We start from the raw sequence: 8216 nt of genomic DNA, 5'->3' as shown, positions 1-8216 counted from the left end.
TCTGCTGCCATCCTTCGTCGACCCGGACCCGCAATCAGCGGTGCCGAAGGGCTGGGTGCGCAAGCCGTACTTTTCCCGCGAAGGCGCCAACATCGAAATTCGCACCCCGACCGACCAGGTCATTTTCGAAGACGGCCCTTATAACGATGCTCCCTACATCCTCCAGGCGTTCGCGCCGTTGCCTCGTTTTGGCGACAGCTTCACGCTGATCGGGTCATGGATGGTAGGGGATACGGCATCGGGGATTGGGATTCGGGAAGACGACAGTCTGATCACCAAAGACAGCAGCCGGTTTTTGCCGCATGTGGTCATTGATTGACGGGATTGGGTCGCAGTTGTGTGTCTGGCAGAACGAAAAAAGCCGCGCAATGCGCGGCTTTTTATTTGGTGGGCCCACACGGACTCGAACCGTGGACCAAGGGATTATGAGTCCCCTGCTCTAACCAACTGAGCTATAGGCCCTCAGTAGGCGGCGGATTATAACGACGGTTTACGCGCTGTGCTATCCGAAAAGTCTGAAACGGTTGCACGAAGAAACGTCGCGCAGAATTCCTCCGCGCGCAGAGGAACGCTTACGAGGTAGCCCTGGATGTGTTCGCAGCCTTCGTCGGTCAGGAATTGCTGTTGTTCAAGGGTTTCGACGCCTTCTGCAATGACCGTCAGTTGCATGCTGCGGCCCAGCGCGATTATCGCGCGGACAATCGCGGCGTCGTGAGGATCGTCGGGCAACCCGCGCACGAAGGACTGGTCAATCTTCAGGATGTCCAAGGGCAGGCGCTTGAGATAACTGAGCGAGGAATAGCCTGTGCCGAAGTCATCGATCGCCAGCTGCACACCGAGTTTCTTCAAACGATGCAGCACGGTTAGCGCTTCCTCGGTCTGCGACATGATGAAGTTTTCGGTGATCTCCAGCTGCAGACAGCCCGGCTTCAGCTGGTACTGGACCAGCAGCCGTTCGATTTTGCTGACGAGAGTGGTCTGTCTCAACTGGGCGCCGGCCAGGTTTACCGACAAGGGGCCAAACACGTCGTAGCGCTGGTTCCATTCGTGCAATTGCCGGCAGGCGGTATCGAGCACCCATTCCCCGATTTGCAGGATCATGCCGTTTTCTTCTGCCAGCTGAATAAACCGCTCGGGTGGGACGTCGCCGTAGGTGGGGTGAGACCAGCGTATCAGCGCTTCGGCACCGACCAGTCGATGTGTCAGCAGGCTGATCTTCGGCTGATAGGACAGTGTGAACTCGTTGCGCTCAATGGCCCGACGCAGTTCATGCTCCAGGGCAACCCGCTCGCTGGCCTGAGCGGTCAAGTCGCAGGTGTAATGCTCGACGCGGTTGCGGCCCTTGGCCTTTGAACGATACATCGCCGCGTCAGCATTCTTGATCAGCGTGGCGACATCCGCGCCGTCGGTAGGAAACAGCGCGGTACCGATGCTGGTGCTCATGAAGAACTCGTGCTCGCCGGCCTGAAAGGGCGCCGAGAAGCTGTTGAGCACCTTGGTCGCCACCGCTTCGGCGTCACTTGAGTGTTGCAGGCCGGGCAACAGAATGATGAATTCATCGCCGCCGAGTCGTGCGACGGTGTCGATGTCGCGCAGATTCTCTTTCAGGCGTAGCGCGATGCTTTTCAGCAGCAGATCGCCCACCGGATGGCCGAGGCTGTCATTGATGTGTTTGAAGCGGTCCAGGTCGAGAAACAACACGGCGCCGAGGCTGCTGGCCTCTCTTGAATGAATCAGTGCGCCGTGCAGCCGGCTTTCGAACAGCGTCCGGTTTGGCAGGCCGGTCAGCGGATCATGGTGCGCTTGGTAGTCCAGCCGGGCCTGAGCTTGCTTCAAGCTGGAGATATCAGCGAACACCGCGACGAAGTGGGTGATGAATTTATCGCGGTTGCGCACGGCGCTGATGGTGAGCCAGCTTGGGTAGATCTCTCCGTTTTTGCGCCTGTTGCTGATCTCGCCCTGCCAGTGGCCCTCTGCCGTCAACTGGTACCACATGGCGGCGTAGAAGGCGCTGTCGTGCAGGCCGGACGCTAGCAGGCGGGGCGTCTCGCCGAGCGCTTCCAGCTCGCCGTATCCTGTGATTTCGCTGAAGGCCCGGTTGACGGCATTGATGCGCTGTCGGGTGTCGGTGATCAGCACGCCCTCAGCCGTGCTCTCGAATACCGTCGCGGCCAGTTGCAGTTTCTCCTGCATCTGGTGGCGGTCGGTGATGTCTCGCGCGATGGTGAGCATGCAGTCCTCACCGGCAATGGGCAGCGGCCGTGCGGAAATCTCGCACAGACGGAGCTGACCGTCCCTGCGACGGATATGGCTGGGGAAGTCCTTTACGAAGCCGTCGCGATTCAATTGCTCAACCAGTTGCTGTCGCTCATGAAGGTCCACCCAGATGCCGAGGTCAAGGGTGGTGCGGTCCAGTGAGAGCGAGCTGTCGTAACCGGTGATACGGCTGAAGCCGTCATTCACCTCGACCAGCAGGCCGTCGATTTGCCGTGTGATCAGCAGGCCATCCGGCGAGGAGTGGAACGCCTTGGCGAACTTCTCCTCCGACATCTGCAGCTGTTGCTGGGCTTCTTTGAGCGGTGTGATGTCCCTCACCACGAGAACGACTGCGGCAGTGGAGTCCAGATCAAAGGGCTCGGCAGACAGCAGGCCGGTGAACAGGCGGCCATCGCTGCGCCGGAACGGCATTTCCAGATTGCGGATGCTGCCCTTCTGGAGCCGTTGCAGCAGGCTCTGGCCAATGTCGGGGATGCCCCAGATATTCAGCTCGGAAGGCACGCGCCCGACGACGTCGGCCGGGCTTACGCCGATCTGCTCCAGGAATGCCGGGTTGGCTTCCAGAAAACAACCATCTGAGAGGCGCGCGATGACCAGCATGTCAGGGCATTGCGCAAACACCGATGCGAACTTGCCTTCCGACAGGCGCAGCGCTTCCTCGGTCTGCTTGGCTTCGCTGATGTCGATCATCAGGCCCCGCATCACAGGCTCTCGGCCGTAGCCAATCATGCTCACGATGTCGCGAATCCAAACCACTCTGCCGTCCGCACTAAGGACGCGATAATCAACGCTGTGATCGTTACCTTCGGCCACCTCGCGGTCGCAATAAGCCTGGGCGTGGGCGAGGTCCTCTGGATGAACGATGCTTCGCCAGAACCCGGACCTGCGCCATTGTTGCAGCGGATACCCCAGCAAGTCCTGTGCGTGTGGTGAAACGTAGTTGTAGGAATAGTCGTGGGTATTGGCCTCCCACGCGATCGCCGAGAGGCTCTCGATCATCCCGCGATAGTGATATTCGCTGCTGCGCAGCTCTTGTTCGAGGGCGATTCGGCGGGATATCTCCGAACTGAGACGACGGTTTATCCGCACCATGATGGCCAGCACCGTTGTCAGGAACAGCACTCCAGGAAGTCCGATTAGCAGAAATTCTTGCCAGAGCTGGCTGCGCTCACTCGAATGCGTGGCCGCATGGGACTCGGTAGGCGGCTCGTCGAGTCCGCTGATTTGTTCGGGTGGGCTGGTTTGATAGGCCCCGACGAAGCGGTCATCGACAAGCTGCGCGGGTAGATTGCGGTTTATATCCGCTGTGTCTCCGGATTCGGTGCCTTCGCCGAACAGCAACACTTGTTGCGTCTCTTGCCCATTCTCTTCGATGTGGAGCAGCGCCTGAGCGGTGACCGCAGTGGGGGCGAGCAAGCATAAGACAGCAATGGCCGGCATCCAAAACATGGCAGCCTCGGTGATTCACGGGTAAGAATCAATCGAGTGTAGCCGGGCTGCGCAACAGTGGCACTCTGCCGAAAATTTATTCCCTAAAACGCAAAACCCCCGGCAATTGCCGGGGGTTTTGGTATGACGTGCCGCTTACTCGTCGAGGAACGAACGCAGGTGTTCGCTTCGCGTCGGGTGACGCAGCTTGCGCAACGCCTTGGCTTCGATCTGACGGATACGTTCACGGGTTACATCGAACTGCTTACCGACTTCCTCAAGGGTGTGGTCGGTGTTCATGTCGATACCGAAACGCATGCGCAGGACCTTCGCTTCACGGGCGGTGAGGCCCGACAGCACTTCGCGCGTCGCTTCTTTCAAGCTCTCTACCGTGGCGACATCGATTGGCGACTGCATGGTCGAGTCTTCGATGAAGTCACCCAGGTGCGAGTCTTCGTCGTCACCGATCGGGGTTTCCATGGAGATCGGCTCTTTCGCGATCTTCAACACCTTGCGGATCTTGTCCTCAGGCATTTCCATGCGTTCGCCCAGCTCTTCCGGGGTCGGTTCGCGACCCATTTCCTGCAGCATCTGGCGGGAAATGCGGTTGAGCTTGTTGATTGTCTCGATCATGTGCACCGGAATACGGATGGTGCGCGCCTGGTCGGCAATCGAGCGAGTGATCGCTTGACGAATCCACCAGGTGGCGTACGTCGAGAACTTGTAACCACGACGGTATTCGAACTTGTCGACCGCCTTCATCAAACCGATGTTGCCTTCCTGGATCAGATCGAGGAATTGCAGCCCGCGGTTGGTGTACTTCTTGGCAATCGAGATCACCAGACGCAGGTTGGCTTCAACCATTTCTTTCTTCGCACGGCGGGCCTTGGCCTCACCGATAGACATCCGACGGTTGATGTCCTTGATTTCCAGGATGGTCAGGCCAGTCTCTTCTTCCAGCGCGCTCAGCTTCTGCTGGCAACGCTGAATGTCGGCTTGAAGACGACCGATGGCTTCAGCGTATTTGCTTTTGCCTTTGGCCAGTGCATCGGTCCAGCTCTGGTCGACTTCGTTGCCCGGAAACTGGCGCAGGAAATCGGCACGCGGCATGCGGGCATCACGAACGCACAGTTGCATGATGGCGCGTTCCTGGGCACGCAGACGCTCAAGGGCGCCGCGAACACGTTCAACCAGGCCTTCAAACTGTTTAGGAACCAGCTTGATCGGCATGAACAGTTCGGCCAGCGCCAGTAGCTCGGCGTTGGCCTGCTTGCTGCCGCGACCGTGCTTTTTCAGTGCCTTGAGGGCAATTGCCATCTGGTCCGAAACCGCACCGAAGCGCTGCGCGGCGATGATTGGGTCCGGGCCACTTTCGACCTCGTCCTCTTCATCGTCGCTCGCATCGTCCTCTTCGTCGTCAGCACCCTCGACCTTTTCGGCCTTGGGATCGACGGGCGGCGGGACTTCGGCTGGCGGCGCAATGCCGTCATCCGGGTCGATATAGCCGCTCAGGACGTCAGACAGGCGACCGCCTTCGGTGGTGACGCGGGTGTACTCGGAGAGAATGTGCTCAACCGTGCCAGGGAAGTGCGCAATCGCGCCCATCACTTCACGGATGCCTTCTTCGATACGTTTGGCGATTTCGATTTCGCCTTCACGTGTCAGAAGCTCGACGGTGCCCATTTCACGCATGTACATGCGCACTGGGTCAGTCGTGCGACCGATGTCGGTCTCCACCGCGGCCAACGCAGCAGCGGCTTCTTCAGCGGCTGCCTCGTCGGTATCGGCGTCGGCCAACATAAGGGCGTCCGCATCCGGAGCACTCTCGTGTACGGGGATCCCCATGTCGTTGATCATGCGGATGATGTCTTCCACCTGCTCTGGATCTGAAATATCCTCAGGCAGGTGGTCGTTGACCTCTGCGTAAGTCAGATACTTCTGCTCACGACCCAGGGTGATCAACTCTTTGATACGAGACTGCTGTTGCGCTTTTCCGGACATAACACCCTATCCACTGAAGGTCTTGGCGGGCAAAAAACAAGCCGGGGATTATACCCGAGCTATGACCTCACACGCCAGTTGAGGTCGGGGTTTGTGCAGGAACTTTGCGATTTAACAGGTTGAGCAGCTGAACTTTTTCTTCCGCGCTCAAGCCTGACTGCCGTTCCTTTCTGATCAATTGCTCCAGATGTCGCTCGCGTTGGCGGGCAGACAAGCTAGTTATAGTGTCGAAAAACTGTTGTTCAAGGTTATCGGCCGAGATCAGCCATTCCTTTTCCGCCAGCTGACGCAACAATCTTCCTTGATCGGTGCCATGCCAGCGGGCGATCAACTGCATCGTGCGCAGCTTCGGGTTTTTCTGCGTAGCGTCGATCAGAGCTACCAGAAGCTGCGAGTACACGTTCTCTTCATCAGCGAACGTGCTGGCGTTGGCGACCTGTGCCGACAGCTCAGGGTGATGCAGTAACGTTCTGAGTGCTGTCAACGCTGGTGGCTCAACCGTCGCCGGTGTGCGTGGTCCGCGCGGTTCGAAATCAGGACGCTTGCCGTTCTTGTCCCATTTCTTGCCTTTGTCCCACGGCTTCTTGTCCCATTTCTTCTGCTGACCGCCCGGCGCGTTCGGCGTCCATTCCTGCTGCGCCTGGTAATCGTGCTGCTGGTAATCCCCATAATCCGGCACAGCCTCATAATCGAAGCCCGGATCGTAGCTGGGCTGAGCTTCCGCCGGAGCGGACTGCATCAGTTGATTGACCGCAGCGGTGTCCAGCCCGGTGATCTCTTTCAAGCGTCGCCGCATCAGCTCGCGCAGATTGGCGCCTGGCACCTTTTCAATCAGTGGCGCGGCAAGCGTGACCATGTGCGCCTTGCCTTCCAGGGAGCGCGGGTCGGCCTCCTTGGTCAGTTGCTCGAAAAAATAGTCAGCCAGCGGTTGCGCGTGCTGGTTGATCCTCGCCTTGAATGCGTCGGTGCCTTCGGCGCGCACCAGAGTGTCCGGATCCTCCCCTTCGGGCAGAAACAGAAACCTCGCGCGTCGGCCATCCTGCAAGCCGGGAATCGTCGCTTCCAGCGCGCGCCAGGCGGCGTTTCGGCCGGCCTGGTCACCATCGAAGCAGAACAGCACGTTAGGTACCACGCGAAACAGCCGCTTCAAATGCTCTTCGCTGGTCGCCGTACCCAGTGTCGCGACGGCATTGCGCAGGCCTTGTTGAGCGAGTGCAATAACGTCCATATAGCCTTCGACGACGATAATCTCGTCCAGGTTACGGTTAAATTTGCGTGCTTCGAATAACCCGTACAACTCCTGACCCTTATGAAAGACCGGGGTTTCAGGAGAATTCAGGTATTTGGGCTTGTCGTCGCCCAGCACGCGTCCGCCAAAGGCGATGACGCGGCCGCGGCTGTCGCGAATGGGGAACATCACCCGGTCGCGGAAGCGGTCGTAACGTTTGCCGGTTTCAGCGTTTTCGATCAGCAAGCCGGCATCGATCATCGCCTTCTGCTGAAGGGTGTCGCTGCTTAAGTGCTTGTAGAGGTTGTCCCAGCCAGGAGGGGCGAAGCCCAGCCCGAAGTCGCGGGCAATCTCGCCTGAAAGGCCGCGGCCTTTCAGGTACTCCACCGCCGATTTTCGCGTTGGATGGCTTTTCAGTGCGGCCCGATAGAAATCGGCGGCGGCTGTTAATAAGGGGTAGAGCGGCGAATCGGTAGGCTGCCGGGGCTTTTGCCCTTTTACGCCTTGTTCGCGAGGTACTTCCATCCCGGCGGCTTTGGCCAGGTCTTCGACGGCCTGGGGGAAATCCAGGTTGTCGTGATCCATGATGAAGCCAAGGGCGTTGCCACCCGCGCCACAGCCGAAGCAGTAGTAGAACTGTTTGTCCGGGCTGACACTGAACGACGGTGTCTTCTCTTTATGGAAGGGACAGCAGGCGCTGAAGTTTTTGCCGGTCTTTTTTAATTGGACGCGTGAGCTGACAACATCGACGATGTCGGTGCGGTTTAGCAGGTCGTCAATAAAACCTTGGGGAATCAGTCCGGCCATGGCGTTCTCATCATCAGGCGCCCCGCCAGAAAGATCGTGGCGAATCCAAAGCGTAACGACGGTTGCTTGGTCAGTGTAGACGGGTCAACGCGGCCTGAAACAGGCGGGAAGAAATCGACGGGGTTTGTCTCGGTCGCATCTGCGGCGTCAACAGCCTCTGTCTGTGTAGCTCGAACGGTGTTACTTGAGGCTTGAACTGCAACTGCCGACAGCCCGGCTTTGAAGGCCGGGCAAGGCAGAAGCTTGCGTCAGACGTCTGTATTAATACAGACGAACGGCGCGGCGCTGTTCGCGCTGTACTTTCTTGGCGTGACGCTTAACAGCAGCGGCTGCCTTACGCTTACGCTCAGAAGTCGGCTTCTCGTAAAATTCGCGGCTACGAACTTCAGCCAGAACACCGGCTTTTTCGCAGGAGCGCTTGAAACGACGCAGAGCTACGTCGAAGGGTTCGTTCTCTTTAACTTTGACGGCTGGC

The 8216-nt window shown here is 58.6% G+C and carries 4 protein-coding genes, 1 tRNA gene and 1 pseudogene; 1 reads left to right on the top strand and 5 read right to left on the bottom strand.

What is annotated here, in order from left to right:
- Positions 1-319: glutathionylspermidine synthase family protein (locus VF672_RS04545; RefSeq protein WP_331101918.1), on the top strand; the 319-nt coding region annotated here is incomplete at its 5' end.
- A 66-nt stretch (positions 320-385) separates the two neighbouring features.
- Here the strand turns inward: VF672_RS04545 and VF672_RS04540 are convergent.
- The 5 genes and pseudogenes from VF672_RS04540 to rpsU all read right to left on the bottom strand — a co-directional run.
- Positions 386-462: transfer RNA gene (locus tag VF672_RS04540), tRNA-Ile, on the bottom strand.
- A gap of 15 nt (positions 463-477) precedes the next feature.
- Positions 478-3420, bottom strand: a pseudogene (locus tag VF672_RS04535) (sensor domain-containing protein); the annotation flags it as partial.
- A gap of 441 nt (positions 3421-3861) precedes the next feature.
- Positions 3862-5706, bottom strand: coding sequence for an RNA polymerase sigma factor RpoD (gene rpoD / locus VF672_RS04530; protein ID WP_331101916.1), 1845 nt, complete (start codon positions 5704-5706; stop codon positions 3862-3864).
- 67 nt (positions 5707-5773) lie between these two features.
- The gene (dnaG, locus tag VF672_RS04525) at positions 5774-7741 is read right to left on the bottom strand and encodes a DNA primase (RefSeq protein WP_065991325.1); all 1968 of its coding nucleotides are present in this window, start codon (positions 7739-7741) and stop codon (positions 5774-5776) included.
- Between the two features lie 261 nt (positions 7742-8002).
- Positions 8003-8216, bottom strand: a 214-nt coding sequence (rpsU, locus tag VF672_RS04520; protein WP_331101912.1) for a 30S ribosomal protein S21, incomplete at its 5' end; no start/stop codon positions are given.

This window comes from Pseudomonas sp., assembly GCF_036387035.1.
GTDB lineage: Bacteria > Pseudomonadota > Gammaproteobacteria > Pseudomonadales > Pseudomonadaceae > Aquipseudomonas.
The sequence above is the reverse complement of the archived record's forward strand: the minus strand, read 5'-3'. Positions and strand labels throughout refer to the sequence as shown.